Source organism: Methylobacterium ajmalii (genome assembly GCF_016613415.1).
In the GTDB taxonomy this organism is placed as follows: domain Bacteria; phylum Pseudomonadota; class Alphaproteobacteria; order Rhizobiales; family Beijerinckiaceae; genus Methylobacterium; species Methylobacterium ajmalii.
The window spans coordinates 1-16,770 of sequence record NZ_JACWCT010000183.1 but is presented as its reverse complement, the minus strand read 5'-3'; the positions used below and the strand labels follow the sequence as shown (position 1 = coordinate 16,770).

The 16,770-nt window shown below is 72.4% G+C and carries 14 protein-coding genes; 2 read left to right on the top strand and 12 right to left on the bottom strand.

Translation table 11 applies throughout. The annotated features are described in order from the left end of the window. Positions 1–22: 22 nt before the first annotated feature. The 7 genes from HPY23_RS31370 to HPY23_RS31340 form a co-directional block, all read right to left on the bottom strand. Positions 23–2,782, bottom strand: coding sequence for a phosphoenolpyruvate carboxylase (locus HPY23_RS31370; protein WP_091883863.1), 2,760 nt, complete (start codon positions 2,780–2,782; stop codon positions 23–25). A 285-nt stretch (positions 2,783–3,067) separates the two neighbouring features. Continuing rightward, complete coding sequence (gene sucD / locus HPY23_RS31365; protein ID WP_060847958.1) at positions 3,068–3,967, bottom strand: succinate--CoA ligase subunit alpha; 900 nt, start codon at positions 3,965–3,967, stop codon at positions 3,068–3,070. A 14-nt stretch (positions 3,968–3,981) separates the two neighbouring features. After that, entirely contained in the window at positions 3,982–5,151 is a 1,170-nt protein-coding gene (locus HPY23_RS31360; protein ID WP_060847959.1) for a malate--CoA ligase subunit beta, read from the bottom strand. Between the two features lie 196 nt (positions 5,152–5,347). Continuing rightward, positions 5,348–5,986 carry a methenyltetrahydrofolate cyclohydrolase gene (gene fchA, locus HPY23_RS31355; RefSeq protein WP_060847960.1) on the bottom strand — a complete coding sequence of 213 codons (639 nt, stop codon included), beginning with the start codon at positions 5,984–5,986 and terminating at the stop codon, positions 5,348–5,350. Continuing rightward, the gene (locus HPY23_RS31350; RefSeq protein WP_091883865.1) at positions 5,986–6,846 is read right to left on the bottom strand and encodes an NADP-dependent methylenetetrahydromethanopterin/methylenetetrahydrofolate dehydrogenase; all 861 of its coding nucleotides are present in this window, start codon (positions 6,844–6,846) and stop codon (positions 5,986–5,988) included. Before HPY23_RS31350 ends, fchA begins: the two co-directional genes overlap by 1 nt. Positions 6,847–6,926: 80 nt before the next feature. Next, complete coding sequence (locus HPY23_RS31345) at positions 6,927–7,865, bottom strand: D-2-hydroxyacid dehydrogenase (protein WP_091883868.1); 939 nt, start codon at positions 7,863–7,865, stop codon at positions 6,927–6,929. A gap of 169 nt (positions 7,866–8,034) precedes the next feature. Continuing rightward, positions 8,035–9,225 (bottom strand): aminotransferase class V-fold PLP-dependent enzyme, encoded by a 1,191-nt coding sequence (locus tag HPY23_RS31340; RefSeq protein WP_060847963.1) that lies wholly within the window; start codon positions 9,223–9,225, stop codon positions 8,035–8,037. A gap of 489 nt (positions 9,226–9,714) precedes the next feature. Between HPY23_RS31340 and HPY23_RS31335 the strand changes: the two genes are divergently transcribed. Together HPY23_RS31335 and HPY23_RS31330 are read left to right on the top strand one after the other, a co-directional pair. Continuing rightward, positions 9,715–10,002: a hypothetical protein gene (locus tag HPY23_RS31335; protein WP_060847964.1), complete on the top strand. Its 288-nt coding sequence runs from the start codon at positions 9,715–9,717 to the stop codon at positions 10,000–10,002. 92 nt (positions 10,003–10,094) lie between these two features. Next, complete coding sequence (locus HPY23_RS31330) at positions 10,095–10,400, top strand: hypothetical protein (RefSeq protein ID WP_060847965.1); 306 nt, start codon at positions 10,095–10,097, stop codon at positions 10,398–10,400. A gap of 70 nt (positions 10,401–10,470) precedes the next feature. Here HPY23_RS31330 and HPY23_RS31325 read toward each other — a convergent pair whose 3' ends face one another. From HPY23_RS31325 to HPY23_RS31305, 5 genes are all read right to left on the bottom strand, one after another. Next, positions 10,471–11,262, bottom strand: a complete 792-nt coding sequence (locus tag HPY23_RS31325) for an ATP12 family chaperone protein (protein WP_091883871.1) — start codon at positions 11,260–11,262, stop codon at positions 10,471–10,473. A gap of 43 nt (positions 11,263–11,305) precedes the next feature. Beyond that, the gene (locus HPY23_RS31320) at positions 11,306–11,968 is read right to left on the bottom strand and encodes an HAD-IA family hydrolase (RefSeq protein WP_091883873.1); all 663 of its coding nucleotides are present in this window, start codon (positions 11,966–11,968) and stop codon (positions 11,306–11,308) included. Positions 11,969–12,757: 789 nt separating this feature from the next. Continuing rightward, the gene (locus HPY23_RS31315) at positions 12,758–14,323 is read right to left on the bottom strand and encodes an RluA family pseudouridine synthase (RefSeq protein ID WP_091883876.1); all 1,566 of its coding nucleotides are present in this window, start codon (positions 14,321–14,323) and stop codon (positions 12,758–12,760) included. A gap of 122 nt (positions 14,324–14,445) precedes the next feature. Continuing rightward, complete coding sequence (locus HPY23_RS31310; protein WP_091747593.1) at positions 14,446–15,276, bottom strand: ParA family protein; 831 nt, start codon at positions 15,274–15,276, stop codon at positions 14,446–14,448. 111 nt (positions 15,277–15,387) lie between these two features. After that, positions 15,388–16,701 (bottom strand): replication-associated recombination protein A, encoded by a 1,314-nt coding sequence (locus HPY23_RS31305; protein ID WP_091883878.1) that lies wholly within the window; start codon positions 16,699–16,701, stop codon positions 15,388–15,390. Positions 16,702–16,770: the final 69 nt, after the last annotated feature.

Genomic DNA, 16,770 nt, shown 5'->3' with positions numbered 1-16,770 from the left:
TCGGAGATCGAGCGGGACGATCTCACCCCGTCGCCCCGAATCCCGCGGCGACGCAGTTGATCGACAGCAGCAGCGCCGATTTCAGCGTCTCGCGCCGGTTCTCGTCGGCCTCGGCCCGGAAGCGGCGCAGGAGGTCGACCTGCTCGCGGCCGACCTGGTTGAGTACCGGCAGCCGCGCGGCGAGCCGGCCGCGATAGAGCGGGAAGCGCTCGGCGAGGCCGGCCGCGCCGCTCACCTCCAGCACCATCGCGCAGGTCAGCCGGTACTCCGCCTCGATCATCGCGAAGATCGCCTCGCGGGCGCCCTCGTCCGGGCAGAGCGTGGCGAACTCGCGGGCGATGCCGAGATCGACGGTGAGCAGGGTCTTTTCCACCTCGTCGAGGATCAGCCGGAAGAGCGGCGACTCCTCGAACATCCGCCGCAGCAGCGCCCGGCCGCCCTCCCCGCGCACGTCGAGCAGGCTCTTCAAGCCGCTGCCGACCCCGTACCAGCCGGTGATGCCGTGCCGGTTCTGGCTCCAGGCGAACACCCACGGGATCGCCCGCAGGTCGGCGAGGCTGCGGGCGCCGAAGCGCCGGGCCGGCCGCGAGCCGATGTTGAGGAGCGCGATCTCGTCGAGCGGGCTCGCGGCGCCGAAATACGTCACGAGGTCGGGATGCGTGATCAGCCGGGCATAGGCGGCCCGCGAAGCGCCCGAGAAGGCCTCCAGCGCGTCGTCGAACTCGGCGGTCGCCGCGGCCTGGCCCGGCCGCGGGGCGGCGTCGAGGACGTGGTCGAGCACCGCCGAGGCGAGCAGCTCCATCTGGTAGGCGGCGGTGCCGCGGTTGGCGTACTTGAACGAGACCACCTCGCCCTGCTCGGTGGTGCGGAACCGGCCCCGGATCGAGCCCCGCGGCTGGGCCGCGATGGCCCGTGCGGTGGGAGCGCCGCCGCGGCTGACCGAGCCGCCGCGGCCGTGGAAGAACGCGATGGCGAGACCGGCCTGCTCGCCGACCTGGGTCAGCTTGCCCTGGGCCTTCGCGAGCTCCCAGTTCGAGGCGACGAAGCCGCCGTCCTTGTTCGAATCCGAGTAGCCGATCATCACCTCCTGCACCCCGCCCTGCTGGCGGGCCGAGCGGCGCACCACCGGCACCTTGAGGAGCGCCCGCATGATCGCGGGGGCCGCCCGCAGGTCGTCGATCGTCTCGAACAGGGGCACGATCGGCAACGGGCAGACCTCGATGCCGGCCGCGTCGAGGAAGACGCCCGCGGTCTTCGCCAGCAGGTAGACGCCCAGGATGTCGGGCACCGAATGGGTCATCGACAGCACGAAGGCGCCGAAGGCCTCGCGGTCGAGGCTGCCGCGCATCTCGGCCACGAGCCGGAAGGTGGCGAGCGTCTCGCGCGCCTCCTCGGACAGGCCGTCGAGGTCGGGCAGGCCGTCGAGGGGGCGGGCGAGCTCCGCTTCGAGCCAGGCCATCCAGGCCGGCGAATCGACGTCCGGCGGCTCGCCCGCGCCCTCGCCGTGCTGGCGCCGCCACAGGGCCTGGAGCGCCCGGGTGGTGCGGGTGGTGTTCTCGCGGATGTCGAGCCGCACGGTCGAGAACCGGAAGATCTCGACCATCCGGCGCACCGGCCGCACCATGTTGGCGGCGAGCGAGCCGCAGCGTGCCTCCGACAGCCCGTCCTCGAGGTCGCGCAGGTCGCCGATCAGCTCGTCGGCATCGGCGTAGGCGCCGGCGCGCGGCCCCTCCGCTCCGGTGCCCTCGAGTCCCGCCACCGTCGCCTCCAGGCGCCGGCTGAGGCAGGTGAGGAACTGCCGGTAGGGCTCGCCCGGGTTGCGTTTCGCGATCGCCTCGCCGTCCGGCTGGCGGGCGAGCTGGTCGGCGAGCGCCGCCGCGAAGGCCTCGGGCACCGGCAGCGAGCGGGCGCTGATCGAGAGGGTGCGGGCGAGCGCGGTGATGCCGTCGCGGTAGCGCCTGAGGCTCGCGAGCGCGTTGCGCCGCAGCGTGCGCCGGGTCACCTCGGCGGTGACGAAGGGGTTGCCGTCCCGGTCGCCGCCGATCCACGAGCCGAACTGGAAGAATGCCGGCACCTCGAACCGGGCCCCCGGATAGGAGGCCGCGAAGGCCTCCTCCAGCGAGCCCAGGGTCTCGGGCAGCATCTCGAACAGGGTCTCGTCGAAGAAGTGCAGGCCCCAGGCCACCTCGCGGTCGACGGTCGGCTTCTCGAGGTGCAGCTCGCCGGTCATCCAGACCAGCTCGACCTGGTCGCGCAGGTCGTCCATCAGGGCGTGGCGCTCGCGCTCGGTCCAGCGCGGCATCTCCAGCTCCTTCAGGATCAGGTAGATGCGCCGGAATTTTTCCAGCACCGTGACGCGCTTGGCCTCGGTCGGGTGCGCCGTCAGGGTCGGGCGCACCCGCAGCGACGACAGCACGCCGTGCACGGTCTCGGGCGGCACGCCCTGGGCGGCGGCCCGGGCCAGCACCGCGCTGAAGGAGTTCTTGAGCCGGTCGCGCCCGGCATTGCGCTCGACGTGGCGGCGCCGGCGCATCGCGGTGTTCTGCTCGGCGATGGCGATGAGCTGGAACCAGATGCCCTGCACCTGCAGCGCCCGCGCCGTCAGCTCCGGCGTCAGCCCGGCGATGTCCGCCTGGCCGCGCAGAACCGCCTCCAGCTCCGGCTGGTGGCGCCGGCAGACGTCCACCAGCGAGCGAAACAGCACGTCGAGCGCCACCCGGTCGTCGGTGCCGGTGATCAGCGGGGGAACGAAGGGCGTGTCGGGAACGGGAGTGTGGATCATCTGGGGGGCTCCCCGTGGGGGTCGAGGGAGGGGTATTCAAAGTATGGCGCCGGCTTCCTCCTCTCCCCGCCGGGCGGGGAGAGGGCTGCTGATCCCTTGCCGGGTCAGCAGCAAGCCCGAAGGGCGAGGGTGAGGGGGTATTTCCGGAGGAGTCTCACTGGTCGAGACCCCCTCACCCTCGCTCCGGCTTCGCCTCCGCTCGCTTCACCCCCGACGAGGGGGGTGAAGCCCTCTCCCCGCCCGCGGGGAGAGGGGGGATGCGCACGAGCCGTGTTTTGTGTCTGCTCACGCGGCCTTGCGCCGGGTCGCCATCACCTCGGCCATGGTCGTCCCGAAGGCGCCGGGGCTCGGGGCGACGGTGAGGCCGTAGGAGCGCATGATCTCGGCCTTTTCCCCGGCGCTGTCGCCGGCCGCCGAGATGATCGCGCCGGCATGCCCCATCTTGCGGCCCTTGGGCGCCGTGAGACCGGCGACGAAGCCGACGACGGGCTTCGACATGTTCTTCTGGATCCAGGCCGCGGCCTCGGCCTCCTGCGGGCCGCCGATCTCGCCGATCATCAGCACGGCCTCGGTGTCGGGATCCTCCTCGAACAGCGCCAGGTGGTCGAGGAACGACGAGCCGTTGATCGGGTCGCCGCCGATGCCGACCGAGGTCGAGATGCCCAGTCCCACCGCCTTCATCTGCGCGGCGGCCTCGTAGCCGAGCGTGCCGGAGCGCGAGATCACCCCGATATTGCCCTTGAGGTAGATGTGGCCGGGCATGATGCCGAGCATCGACTTGCCGGGCGAGATGATGCCGGCGCAGTTCGGGCCGACCACCATCGGGCGGCGCTCCTTGGGGTAGCGGCGCAGGTAGCGCTTCACCCGCATCATGTCCTGGGCCGGGATGCCGTCGGTGATCGAGCAGATCAGCCGGATGCCGGCGTCGGCCGCCTCCATGATGGCGTCCGCCGCGAAGGGCGGGGCCACGAAGGTGATGCTGGCCTCCGCGCCGGTCTCGCGCACCGCCTGGCGCACCGTGTCGAAGACCGGCACGCCGTGCTCGCTGCGCCCGCCCTTGCCCGGGGTGACGCCGGCCACGACCCGGGAGCCGTACTCGACCATCTCGCGGGCGTGGAAGCTGCCCTTGTCGCCGGTGATGCCCTGGACCAGGATCGGGGTCTTCTCGTCGATCAGGATGCTCATCGGGAAAATCCTCCTCAGTGCGCCGCGCGGACGGCGGCGACGGCCTTCTCGGCGGCCTCGGTCAGGGTGTCGGCGGTGATGAGGTCGAGCCCGCTCTTCTCCAGGATCGCCTTGCCGGCCTCGACGTTGGTGCCGGCGAGCCGCACCACCAGCGGCACCCCGATCTTCACCTCGCGGGCCGCCTGGACCACGCCCTCGGCGATCCAGTCGCAGCGGTTGATGCCCGCGAAGATGTTGACCAGGATCGCCCGGACGTTCTGGTCGGACAGGACGAGGCGGAAGGCGGTCGCGACGCGCTGGGGCGAGGCGCCGCCGCCGACGTCGAGGAAGTTCGCCGGCTCGCCGCCGGCGTGCTTGATCATGTCCATGGTCGCCATGGCGAGGCCGGCGCCGTTGACGATGCAGCCGATCTCGCCGTCGAGGCCGATATAGCTCAGGTTGTGCTCGGCGGCCTGGGCCTCGCGCGGGTCGCTCTGCGACGGGTCGTGCATGTCCGCGATGGCGCGGCGGCGGAACATCGCGTTGTCGTCGAACGACATCTTGGCGTCGAGCGCCAGGACCCGGTCGTCCCGGGTGACGACGAGCGGGTTGACCTCCAGCATCGTGGCGTCGCAATCGCGGAACGCCCGGTAGGCGCTCATGATCGTCTTCACGGCGGCGCCGACCTGCTTGATGTTCAGGCCGAGCTGGAAGGCGAGCTCGCGCGCCTCGAAGGCCTGGAGGCCGACCGCGGGCTCGACCACCACCTGGAGCAGCGCGTCGGGATCGGTCGCGGCGATCTCCTCGATGTCCATGCCGCCGGACTTCGAGGCCACGACCCGCACCCGCTCGACCTTCCGGTCGAGCACGATGCCGAGATACAGCTCGCGCTCGAAGGCGTCGGCGCACTCGATGTAGACCCGCTGCACCGGCTTGCCCTCGGGACCGGTCTGGTGGGTGACGAGGCGCCGCCCGAGCAGGTCGTTGGCGGCCTCGCGGACCTCGTGGGTCGAGCGGCACAGCCGGATGCCGCCGGCCTTGCCGCGGGCGCCGGCATGGATCTGCGCCTTCACCGCCCAGTGCCCGCCGCCCATCTCGGTCGCGGCGTAGACCGCTTGGTCGGGGCTGAAGGCCACCGCGCCCTTCGGGATCGGCACCCCGAAGCTCGCGAGCAGCTCCTTGGCCTGGTACTCGTGCACGTCCATGGCGTCCTCCTAGGGTTCTGGGCAAAGGCTCCCCGTCCCGGGCGCGAGGGGGTTCCTCGCGCCCGGCTCGACAGCCCGGTGCGTTGCTTCGGTTCGTCTTGCCCGGCGGTTCGCCGGTCTTCGATCATCTTGCCAGGCGCAGGGCCGGGCCTGGATCGTCTCGGCCGGCCCGGCTTCGCGCCGGGCCGGGTTCGGCTCAGGTCAGCTTGGCCTTCACCAGGCCGTAGACCCGCTCGGTGAGGGCGTCGGCGCCGTCGAGGGCCCGGGCCAGATCGGCGAGGCGCCCCTCCGCGAAGGTGCGGTCCTCGATCGCCTTGGCGTTGACGTAGACGTTGAGGGCGGCGCTGCGCAGGCCGGCCTGGGCGGCCAGCACCGCGACGCCCGCATCGCTGACCACGTTGAGGTTGCCGCGCTCGGCGACGCCCTCGCAGAGGTCGATCACCGCCCGGCAGGTCCGGGCGCAGGCCAGCGGCACGTCGGTGGCGAGCCGCAGGGCATCCTGGATCGCGGCGGCCCGGGCCGCCTTGTCCTCGTCGGTCGCCTTCGGCAGGCCGTAGGCGCCCATCACCGCGTTGAAGGCGCTCACGTCCTCGGCGATCATGCCGGTGAGCTGGGCCCGCAGGGCTTCCGCCCGGTCGCGGGTCGCGATCATCTCCGCCTCGACCTCGGCGTACTTCTTCTTGCCGATGGTGAGGTTGCAGACCATCGAGACCAGCGCCGCCCCCATGGCGCCGGAGATCGCCGCCGCGCCGCCGCCGCCCGGCGTCGGCCGCTCGCTCGCCAGCCCGTCGAGGAAGCCGCGGATCGTGTCCTCGGAAGCGGGTGCGTCCGTCATCACGCCATCTCTTTCGCGAGCGCGTAGATCTCTTCCGCGTCGAGGACGAGCTCGGCGCTCTCGAACAGCCGGGCGATGCAGGCCCGGTGCAGCTTGAGCTTCAGGCCGCCGATGCCGAGCGCCCCGAACACCACCTTGCCGTGGCGCTCCTTGCCCTTGTCGGTCGCCTCGATGCCGGCAAAGCCGAGCGGCGGCTGGGCGTTGTAGTCGGCGATGAAGCCGAGGCCCCTCGCCTCGCTCCACTGCGCCTCGGAGGCGAGCTCGAGGCCGATCGCGCCGGCCGCGAAGGCCACGTCGGTCTCGGCGAGCGCCGCGCCGCGGGAGTCCGCGTCGGGCGTCTCGATCGCCTTGATCTCGACCTTGAAGCGGGTCTCGATGGCTTTGGCGGCTTCCTGCGCCTTGGCGAGCTGGCGCCCGGCCAGCGTCACGCTCGCGCCCTCCTTGGCGAGCAGCGCCGCCGAGCGCATCCCGACCGGGCCGGTGCCGGCGAGCACCAGGGCGCGCTTGCCCTGGAGCGAGCCCGCCGCCTTGGCGACCAGCGCCACGCCGGCGGCCGCCGTGGTGTTCGAGCCGTTCGAGTCGAGCATGCAGGAGACGCGGAACGGGCCGAAGAAGCGCTTGCGCACCGCCTTGAACACCGCCTCGCCGGCCGCCATGCTGCCGCCGCCGACGAAGATCGCGGTCGACTTCTTCTCCGCGCCGCCGCGGGTGTAGATCGTGCCGTCGACCAGCGCCCCGACGGTGTCGGGGGTCACGTTCGGGTAGCCGGTGATGATGTCGGCGCCGCCGTCATAGCCCACCACCACGTCGAACACGCTGGGCATCGGGTCGGTATCGAACTGGAACAGGAGCTTCTTCATCGTCGTCCTTTCCGCCGCGGGTGCCCGAGGGCCGCGCGGGGGGGTTGCGCAGGAAGTGCGGGTTAGCGCTCGCGCCCGCCCTACTCCACCACGTTCTGCGGCCGGCCGGCCACGAAGGCCTCGATGTTGTCGACGAGCTGGTCGGCGAGGATCTGCATCGCCTGCTGGCTCGCCCAGGCGACGTGCGGGGTGATGATGAGGTTCGGGACGTCGAGGGCGAGCAGCGGGTTGTCGTCCCGCGGCGGCTCGCTCGTCAGCACGTCGAACCCGGCGCCGCCGATCGTGCCGGCGGTGAGGGCCTCGGCGAGCGCCGCCTCGTCGACGAGGCCGCCGCGGGCGGTGTTGATCAGGATCGCGTCGCGCTTCATCCGCGCCAGCTCGTCCCGCCCGATCATGTTGCGGGTCTCGGGCGTCAGCGGGGCGTGGAGCGTGATCACGTCGCTCTCGCGCAGGATCGTGTCGAGGTCGACGAGGCCGTCCTGGGGCATCACGTCGTAGGCGATCACCCGCATGCCGAGGGCCTCGGCCCGCTTGCCGATCGACTTGCCGAGCGCCCCGTAGCCGACGATGCCGAGCGTCGAGCCCGCGACGTCGCGGATCGGGTAGTCGAAGTAGCAGAAGTGGCGCGCCTTGCCCCAGTCGCCCCGCCGCACCGAGTTGGCGTAGGGCACGATCGCGCGGCGCAGCGCGAAGATCAGCCCGATGACGTGCTCGGGCACGGTGTTGAAGGCGTAGTTGCGGATGTTGACGACCGTGATGCCCTGCGCCTTGGCGGCGGCCTTGTCGATCACGTCGGTCCCGGTGGCCGCGACCGCGATCAGCTTCAGGTCCGGCAGCTGGCGCAGGGTCGCCTCGCGCATCGGCACCTTGTTGAGGATGGCGATCTGGGCGCCCGCCAGTCGCTCGACGATCTCGTCGGGCGCGGTCACCGGGTACTCGGCGTAGTCGTGCGGGAAGTTCGGGTGCCGCAACTCGGCGTCGAGGGTCTCGCGGTCGAGGAAGACGATACGGTGGGACATTCGGGTCTCCGGTCGCTCTTGTACCCCTCCCTTGGGGCACGGCGCGGCACAATGGCACGACGGGCGCGGCCTGGCAGCCGGTCGGGGCGGGACGCTCCGGGGTTTCCCCCGTCCGCCCCGCAACCCCTCACGGGGCGCGCGTCCGCCGCACGGCCGGATCGTCGCGCCGTCAGCGCGCCTCCTGGCTCCCGCGGAGCGACTTCTGGGCCGCCGCGACGCCGCTGCCCGGCTCGATCCGGATGCCCGCGTCCAGCATCGCCATCTCGACGCCGGCGAGCGCGCCCAGCAGCATCAGCTCGTTGAGGTCGCCGATATGGCCGATGCGGAAGAGCTTGCCCGCCACCTGGGACAGGCCGGCGCCGAGGGCCAGGTTGTAGCGCTTGTAGGCGATGTCGATCACCTCGGCGCCGTTGACGCCGTCGGGCACCATCACGGCGCTCACCGTGTCGGAGTACCACTTCTCTTCCTTGGCGCAGAGCGTCAGGCCCCAGGCCTCGACGGCGGCGCGGGTGCTGTCGGCCAGCCGCCGGTGGCGGGCGAAGACGTTCTCCAGTCCCTCGTCCTCGACGCAGCGCAGCGCCTCGCGCAGGCCGTAGAGCATCGGCAGGGCCGGCGTGTAGGGGAAGTAGCCGGTGGCGTTGGCCTTCGCCTGGTCGCCGAAATCGAAGAACACGCGCCGGCACTCGGCGGTCTTCGAGGCCTCGAGCGCCCGCTTGCTGGCGCAGACGATGCCGAGGCCGGCGGGCAGCATCAGGCCCTTCTGCGAGCCGGTGATGGCGCAGTCGACCCGCCATTCCTCGGCCCGGAAGTCGATGCTGCCGATCGCCGAGACGCCGTCGACGAACAGCATCGCCGGGTGGCCCGCCGCGTCGATCGCCTTGCGCACCGCGCCGATGTCGGAGGTGACGCCGGTGGTGGTCTCGTTGTGGACGACCAGGACCGCCTTGATCCGGTGCTCGCGGTCGGCCCGCAGGGCCTCCTCGATCCGGTCCGGGTCGGCGCCCTTGCCCCACTCCTCCTCCTGGACCTCGACGTCGAGGCCGACCCGGCGGGCGAGGTCGATCCACAGCGTGCTGAACTGGCCGTAGCGCGGCGCCAGCACCCGGTCGCCCGGGGAAAGGGTGTTGGTGAGCGCCGCCTCCCAGGCGCCGGTGCCGGTGGCCGGGAAGAGGAAGATCTGGCCCTCGCGGGACTTGAAGATCTTCTTCGTCTCCTCGAACAGCGGCAGGGTTAGCTCGGGGAAGGCCGACGAGCGGTGGTCCTCGGACGGCACGATCATCGCGCGCTGCACGCGGTCGGGAATGTTGGTCGGCCCCGGAACGAAGAGGAAGTTGCGCCCCGGGCGTCTCGATCCAGCCATGTGTCTCCTCCAGCCCTGCGGGCTTCGAGCCGGGACCCTGCGTCCGGCCTCGTGAACTCGGTTCCCGCGCCACGGCCGCCGGGGGGCGGCGGGCGCGATGATTGGACGACCGGATCCCGGAGAGAGGGCGGCGCGCCGCCGACCGGCCCGGATCGCCGTGTCGAGGGCGACTATGGGGATGCCCCCGCCGCAAGGAAAACTGAAAAAACTTGAGCGGGTATTCAAAATTTTGAAAAGACCAAGGAGATCCGTCGAGCCTTTGGCCTAAAGTGGTAATCAGACTCGACTTGGTGCGCCGCAGCATTTCGGGTGCCGAGCCGTCTCCACAGTATCTCGGGGTCGGTGGCCGGCACTTATCGTATGTCATCGCGGTTTCTCGACGCGACAGCTACGAAGATCCCCGAGACGCGATGGATCGGGAGCCGGGGAGCGCCGATGACCACGAGATGGAGACGCAGCGACGTTTCCCTGGCCGGACCTCGCTGTGCGGTGCCGCGCCGGTCGCAGCGCCGGCCGACCTACAACCTGTTTCGCCGCCGCGCGGAGCCGGACCTGATCTGCGCGGTGCCCAACGACTTTCCGGTGCCGGCCTTCCTCGCTGGCAGCGCCTGGACCTATGCCGGCAGCCTCGCCGCCGCTTCTGCGGGCCCTCCCGGCTTCCGCGCCGAGATCGCCGAGCACGGCGCCGAGACCTGCGGATTTCACCTGTTCCACCAGCTCCCGGCGGGCGCCGCGCCGGCTGCGCCGAAGCGAGGCGTCATCGCGCGCGTTTCCTGAGAACCGCCGGCGGTCTCGCGCATTATCTCCGCAAGATACACCTTGGCGGATCTGCCGAGTCGCATGATCTGGCAAGCACAGGAGACGCGAAGATGATCCTCAAGACCGTCGTCGCCGCCGGCCTCGTCATGGCCGGCGCCCTCTCGGCCGGCACCCTGGCCGCCCGTGCCGAAGGCACCACGCTGGACCAGGCCGGCATCCCGGCCCTCGACGTGCCGGGCTTCTCCGCGAGCGTGCCCGCGGGCATGCCGCTCTTCGCCGCCCTGCCCAGCATGGCACCCGGCGCCGAGGTGAACGTACGCGGCATCGACACGAGCGGCCTCGTCGCCTTCACCCCGTCGGTGCCGCAGGCGATGGACCCGAACGCCGACATCGCCACCGGCTCGCTGCGGAAGTAACCGAACCGGCACCGGGGCCTCGGCCCCGGTCCGTCCTAATCGGGCGCCCGGATCCCGGGCGCTCCGGACCTTACGCGCTCAAGGCCGCGACTCTCGCCGCCGCCTCGAACTCGCTCCGCCGCTTGTCGAGGCGTGCTTCCGCCTCGGCGTCGCGGCCCCAGACCTCGGCCTGGAAGGTTTCGTCGACATGGGCGGCGGCCCAGCCCTCCTGGGGCGTCAGCCGGCCGTGCAGGACAGCGAGCGCGATCAGCACCGAACCGGTCAGGGTCGTCATCGAGTGCAGGCCCGCGAGCGCGGTCGGGCTCTCCACCGCCTCGACGCTGCGACGCACGGCCTGGAGCGAGGCCTCCGGCTGGGTGACGTGCATCACCCCCTCGCTCAGCACGAAGCGGGCGCCCAGGGTCTCGTGGGCCCAATCGAGCACCGGGTCCCAGGCGGCGGCCTGCGCGGCGACGAGGCGGGCCGGATCGCCGGCCCGGTAGGCCAGGAGGTCGGTGCCCGCATAGGCCGCGAGGTCGTCGACCACCGCCTCGCGCCGGTCCGCCACTCCGTCGATCGCCGAGTTGACGAGGCGGGTCAGCGGCATCCGGGTCGGGTCGATGACCTCCTCCTGCGCCCCCCATTCCGCGGCCAGGGCCTCGGCGAGCGCCCGCTGCCGCACGGCGATCCGGCGTCGGGTCGGGCTGTGGGCCGGACGGCCGTCGAGGACGAGGCGGAAGCCGTCCTCGGCCTCGGCGATTCCCGCCTCCTTGTAGAATCGCTTCGGCAGGGCGGGTTTCGCCCCTTGGCGGGCGGCGCGCACCGGATCGGCGGTGCCGTCCGGGTCGCCGAGCCAGTCGCGGGTCACGTCGTCGTTCGTCATGCGTGCAGAGATAGGGCCTGTCGGGGACGGTTGCGAGCCGGCCTCACCCGGCGGCGATGTGCCGGCGCAGGGCGTCGTCGAGGGCCGCGAAGCTGTCGACCACTGCGTCGGCCCCGGCCTCGTGCAGCGCCTCGGGCAAGTGGTAGCCCCAGCTCACCCCGAGGGCGGTGACGCCGGCGGCCCGGGCCATCGCCATGTCGTAGCTCGTATCGCCGATCATCACCGTGCGGGACGGCTCGGCCCCGGCCTCCGCCATCGCCTGGTGGAGCATGGCCGGATGGGGCTTCGAGGGAGCGTCGTCGGCGGTCTGGACGGTGGAGAACCAGCCCTCCCAGCCGTGCACCGCCACGAGGTGGTCGACGCCGCGGCGCGACTTGCCGGTGGCGATGCCGAGCTGCACCGCGGCCTCGCGGTTCAGACGCGCCAGCAGGTCGGCGGCGCCGGGAAACAGCGCCTCGCGGATCTCCGCCATGGCACGCAGGCGGCCGAAGCTCTGCTTGTAGGCCTCGGACAAAGCCTCGACCGGCCCATCGGTGCCGACGAGGACGGTGAAGGCCTGCGGCAGCGACAGCCCGACCACGGAGAGCGACCGCGCCCGGCTCGGCGCCGGCAGCCCGACCGCCGCGAAGGCCTCGGCTTGCGCCGCCACGATCATGTGCTGGCTGTCGACCAGGGTGCCGTCGACGTCGAAGACGATCAGGGTCATGGCTGCGGGGTTGTGGCTGCGCGATCGTGGGTGGGGCCGCCTCGTCCGGCCGGGACCGGTTGGGGACGGCACTCTGCCCGGGCCCTGCGGACGGGCGCCTCAGGGACGGGTGCGGGCCGGCTGGCCCGGCTGGATCCGCTCATAGCCCAGGCGGCAGCGGATGAGGAAGCGGCGCCGTGCGCCGCCCTTCAGGCTGCGGCGCTGCGAGGCGCGGTTGCAGGCGGCATAGGTCGGGCGCCGCCGCCGGGGCGCCGCGGCGCGCTCCTGCGTCGCCGGCCGGGCCGCTGTCGCGTCCGCCGGGGCGGCGCGCCCGTCTTGTCGTCCCTCTTGCCGTCCCTCTTGCCGCCCATCCTGGCGTCCTTCCTGCCGCGTCGCCGGAGGCTTGCCGTCCGGGCGGGGGGCGGGGGTGGCCGGTGTGGTAGCCGGAGCCGTCGCCGCGGGCGCGGCGGGGGCGGTCTGGCCCAGCGCCGTACCAGTGCAGGCGAGGAGGCCGACCAGGCCGAGACCGGCGAGCGCGGCGCGTCCCAGGCCGGCAGGATGCCGGCGGGGAGGATTCTGAGGGTGAGGATTCTGAGGGTGAGGATTCTTGCGGGCGGGTCTCATGCGACTGGTCTCACTCCGGACGGGCCGCGGGCCCCGCTGGTGCCGTGTTCGCGACGCCATCGAGAATAAGGCGCACGGGCCGCCTGCCAAGGCCTCCCGAACCGGTACCTGCCCGTGCGGAGCCCCGCTCTCGCGCAGGTCTCCCTCTCGGGCGGGCTCCCCGCCGAGGCGGGGAGCCCGGATGCGTCAGGCTTCCGGCGCCTCGACGATCGGGTCGTAGCGCGAGGCGTCGAAGCCCAGCAGGTTCCAGCTCTGCACCATGTGGGGCGGCAGCGGCGCGGTCACGTCGACCGGCTTGGCGGTGCGCGGATGCGGGATCACGATGCGCCGGGCGAGCAGGTGCAGCCGGTTCTGGATGCCGCCGGGCAGCTCCCAGTTCTCGATATCGAAGTATTTCGGGTCGCCGACCAGCGGATGGCCGATATGGGCGGCATGCGCCCGCAGCTGGTGCGTGCGCCCGGTCACCGGTTTCAGCGACAGCCAGGCGAGCTTCTGCCCGGCCTGGTCGACCAGCGCGTAGTAGGTCAGCGCGTGGCTGGCCCCCTCGTCGCCGTGCTTGGCGACCCGCATCCGGGCGTCCGCGTCGCCGATCTCCTCCTTGGCGAGGTAGGTCGAGATCCGGCCCTGGCGCACCTTCGGCACCCCGACGGCGAGCGCCCAGTAGATCTTGCGCGCCGCCCGCGACCGGAAGGTCTTGGCAAGCGTCGCCGCGGCGAGCCGGGTCTTGGCGATGATGAGGCAGCCCGCCGTGTCCTTGTCGAGGCGGTGGACGAGGCGCGGCTTCTGGCCGTCCTTGTCGCGCATCGCCTCAAGGAGCCCGTCGACGTGGCGGGTGGTGCCCGAGCCGCCCTGCACCGCGAGGCCGAAGGGCTTGTTGAGCACCATCATGTCCTGGTCCTCGTAGAGGATCAGGGAGCGCAGGAAGGCGAGGTCGCCCTCCGCCCGCGGCGAGTTCGGGGCCGGCGGGCGGGCCTCCAGGCTCAAGGGTGGCACGCGCACGCTGGCGCCGGGCTCGACCCGGTCGGCGGCCTTGGCGCGCTTGCCGTTCACCCGCAATTCTCCCTTGCGCACCAGGCTCTGGATGCGGGTGAAGGGCAATTGCGGGAAGCGGGCCGAGAGGAAGCGGTCGATCCGCATCCCGGCCTCGTCGGCCGTCACCTCGAGGGTCTGCACGCCGGTGGCCAGCGCCTCGGCGGTCGCCTCGCGCAGGGCGCGCCGGGTCGGCGGCTTCGCGTCGGGGGCGCGGGTCCTGGTGTCCGCAACGGTCTTGGTTCCCGAACGGGCCGTAGCTTCCGAACGGGTCTCGGCCTCCGGCGCATCGGTCTCCGCGGCCCGGCGGCTGCGCGGCGCATCGCCGGTCTCGGGACGCTCCTCGCGGCGCGGCTGGCGCGGCGGACGGTCCTCGAACGCGCTTCCGGCGACCCGCTCGGCCGGCGGGCCGGAGCGCGGTCGCTCGGCGCGAGGCTTTGCGGAAGCAGGCCTGGACGAAGAGGGCTTGGAGGAAGCAGGCTTGGCCGCGGCGGGTCTCGCCGGCGCGCGGGCCGGGGCCTCGTCGCGCTCCCAGGGGGCGGCGTCGGTCCGGTCGCGGCCGAAGGGGGCGCGGTTGGACACGACCAGGCCGGCGGCACGCTCGGCGGCGTCGCGCGCGGTGTTGCGCGGTCCGGTGCGGGCCCGCGGCGGGCGGCCCGAGGGCGATCCGCCCGGGCCGGTCCGCGACCGCCCGGAACCGCCGCGATGAGGAGGCTTCGTCATGACCGGGCTCGTACCATCGGCGCGCGCATCCGTCACGCCCGGCGAATCACCGTCTCGTCCGGATTTAAAGCCGTGGCCTGGCTCGAACCCTCGCGCCCGGGAGTTCTCACGCCCCGTAATTCTCACGCCCACGAGCAGGCCCGAGAAAACCCCTCGCTGCGGCCGTGGGCCTCGGCGGCGCCGTGGGCGTCCTGCTCGATGCCGAAGCGCTGGATCAGGTCGTCGGCCAGGGCGGCGAAGTCGGCGGCCGCACGGGCGTTCGGGCGGCAGCGGCGCAGGGGCTGGCGCCGTGCGAAGGCCTCGCTCACCGCCACGTCGGTGCGCACGCCGCGGACCATCTGCCCCGGACCGAAGCCGGTGCGGAGCTGGGCCAGGGTGTCCTTCTCGACGTTGGTGCGCAAATCGATCCGCATCGGCGCGATGGCGAGGCCGAGGGGCGCGGCGCGGAAGCGCAGCATCGTGTCGTGGAACGAGCGGGCGAACTGGCGCACGCCGTCTAGGCCGAGGGGATCGAGGGTGGTCGGCACCACCACGCCGCTGCTCGGCAGCAGCGCGCAGATCATCACCGCCCGGGCGGAGGGCGGCACGTCGATCAGGACGAGGTCGTAATCCGGCAGGAGCGGCGCCAGCGCCGCGTCGAGGCAATGACCGTCGTCGTGGCCCAACTGCCCGTTGAAGCTGCGGTCGGCCGGGATGATGGCCACCCCGTCCTCGTCCGTCGCCTGGACCGCCCCGGAAAAGCCGCCGCCGCGCTGACGCAGCGGCGTGTGGGCGTTCGGCAGGCCGAGCTCGGCCAGCGCCCCGAAGCCGAGGCCGCTGTGACCCTGGGGATCGAGGTCGATCACCAGAACACGATAGCCCCGGCTGCCGAACTCGGCCGCGAGGTTGACAGTGGTCGTCGTCTTGCCGGTGCCGCCCTTGCAGTTGGCGATGGACAGAATGCGTGTGGTCATCACCGCTCCCGACCCGGATGTGACGCGACGTCGATCATCATGGCGAGGAACGACCTGCGGTCAACGGACGCGGGCAGTTTCGCGCGGGATCGTCACCAAACCGTCACACCTCTACTCGCCGCGCGCCCGGGCGGTGCGCGCCTCCTCCCACCAGTCCAGCCGCTCGGCCACCCGGCGCTCGAAGCCGCGATCGGTCGGGGTGTAGAAGCGCTGCCGCCCGAGGCGCTCGGGCCAGTAATCCTGGCCCGAGAAGGCGTCGGGCTCGTCGTGGTCGTAACGGTAGCCCTCGCCGTAGCCGAGCTTGCGCATCATCTTGGTCGGCGCGTTGAGGATGGTGCGGGGCGGCGGCAGCGAGCCGTGCTCCTTGGCGGTGCGGGTGGCGGCCTTGTAGGCGGTGTAGACCGCGTTCGATTTCGGCGCGGTGGCGAGGTAGATCGCGGCCTGCGCCAGGGCCAGTTCCCCTTCCGGCGAGCCCAGGAAGTCGAACGCCTCCTTGGCGGCGTTGGCCACCACCAGGGCCTGCGGGTCGGCGAGCCCGATATCCTCCACCGCCATCCGCACCAGCCGGCGGGCGATGAACAGCCGGTCCTCGCCGGCATCGAGCATCCGGCAGAGGTAGTACAGGGCGGCGTCCGGGTCCGAGCCGCGGATCGTCTTGTGCAGCGCCGAGATCAGGTTGTAGTGGCCCTCCTGCGCCTTGTCGTAGATCGGCGCGCGGCGCTGGATCAGCTCCTGCAGCAGGGCGGCATCCAGGATCTCGTCGGGACCCGCCGAGCGCCAGACCTCCTCGGCGAGCGTCAGCGCCGCCCGCCCGTCGCCGTCGGCCATCCGCACCAGCACCGCGCGGGCCTCAGGCTCGAGCGGCAACGCGCGGCCGGTCACCGCCTCGGCCCGGTCGAGGAGCCGGGCGATCGCCGCCTCGTCGAGGGCGCGGAAGACCAGCACCCGGGCGCGCGACAGGAGCGCGGCGTTCAGCTCGAAGGACGGGTTCTCGGTGGTGGCGCCCACCAGCGTCACGGTGCCGTCCTCGACCACCGGCAGGAAGGCGTCGAGCTGGGCCCGGTTGAAGCGATGGATCTCGTCGACGAACAGCAGGGTGCCGCGCCCCGCCGCCCGCCGGGCGCGGGCCGCCTCGAACACCTTGCGCAGTTCCGCGACGCCGGAGAAGATCGCCGAGATCTGCTCGAAATGCAGGTCGGTCTCGCCGGCCAAGAGCCGCGCCACCGTGGTCTTGCCGGTGCCGGGCGGCCCCCACAGGATCAGCGAGCCGAGGTTGCGGCCGCGCAGGAGCCGGGTCAGCGCCCCCCCCTCCCCGGTCAGGTGCTCCTGCCCGACCACCTCGGCGAGGCCCGTGGGCCGCAAGGTGTCGGCGAGGGGGCGGGGAGCGTCGCGGTCGAGGCCCGCGGAGGCGAACAGGTCGGACATGCCCGCATCAAGACCGGCCGGCCGCGCCGCCGCAAGGGGCCGCGCGGCGCCTCCGGCGCGTCGCCCACC